Raw genomic sequence first — 1,220 nt, forward strand, 5'->3', positions numbered from 1 at the left:
GTAGATACCATCTCTTCTAACCAGCCTCAAGCTTTCTTTAAATAGCTTGGGGCTGATATTCAGTTTGATTCTTCACAACACCAAAACAGATATGTGTCAGCTTTCTCATTGCAGCACCAATTGCCTGCATTTTTGTTTTACCTTGCTCCACTAATCGCTTATTTTGGGCTTTTATATCTGGATTATGTTGTACAGCTACTACAGCAGCCATATACAATTTAGCCCTTATATACCCAGGCCCTTCTTTGCTTAAAGTTGTTTTTCCAGCCCGTTTGCCTGACTCATTAAGCTTAGGTATTAAGCCTAAGTAACAAGCTAATTGCTTGGCATTTTTAAACTGTTTACATGCCATCAAGGACACCATCATACGTGATATTACCTCTCCAACACCTTTGATACTTTGAAGCAATTGGCGGTTCTTTTTTAATTGTGGGTGTCTATCAATATGCTCATCAATGTCATTTTTTAGCTTGCCTATCTCAGTTTTTAGTACAGCTATCATATCTTCAATTGACTGAGTAACTCGAGTAGATGCACCTGAGAAACCAACAGCTTCATAACGATTTTCTTCGCGACGTAAGTCTTGCTCAAGTGCTTCAAGTCTACGCGTCATTACTTTTAACTCTCTCGCTTCAACAGGCTCAGGCTGCCAACTTAAAAGTGAGTGCTGTTGGTCATGACCATAACGAGCAAGCATTGTGGCGTCTGACTTGTCTGTCTTATGGACAAGCCCTAATGAACTTGCGTACTGTTTTGCTTTACCAGGATTTACATGTAATAAAATAAATCCTTGCTCATATAGGAAATACATCAGCGGCTCGCTATAAACACCTGTGGGCTCTGTTGTAATAACAATATCTTGTGCTTCTAAATTTGTATTCTTTATCAACCAGGCAACTAACTCTTGATAGCCCTGCGGGTTATTTTTAAAAATCTTCGTTTTCTTTTTACTTTTGACTACATCGCGTAGCCAGGAAATATCTAACTTGTCTTTACCCACATCAATGCCAATAAAAGCTTTCATCTCTATCTACTCCCCTTGTACATGCAGCGTCACCCTTAGTTGGGGCGCTAGGATACCATTCAGTTTAATGGAGGTTAGGAAGTCAGGGCTCAATCTACGTTACAGCATTTTCACACTCTGGTTGGGTACGAGCTCACTGTCTTCCCGATGTGACAAGTGCTAGCTAAACACTCATCAAGAAGAGATACAAGGTTGG

At 40.2% G+C, this 1,220-nt stretch carries 1 protein-coding gene; it reads right to left on the reverse strand.

Going from position 1 to position 1,220, the window contains the following annotated elements; translation table 11 throughout:
• Nucleotides 1-37: 37 nt before the first annotated feature.
• Entirely contained in the window at nucleotides 38-1,024 is a 987-nt protein-coding gene (locus I6F42_RS19955) for an IS110 family transposase (RefSeq protein WP_010555535.1), read from the reverse strand.
• Between the last annotated feature and the right edge of the window lie 196 nt (nucleotides 1,025-1,220).

The sequence above is a fragment of the Pseudoalteromonas sp. SWYJZ12 genome (assembly GCF_015864395.1).
Taxonomy (GTDB): Bacteria; Pseudomonadota; Gammaproteobacteria; order Enterobacterales; family Alteromonadaceae; genus Pseudoalteromonas; species Pseudoalteromonas arctica.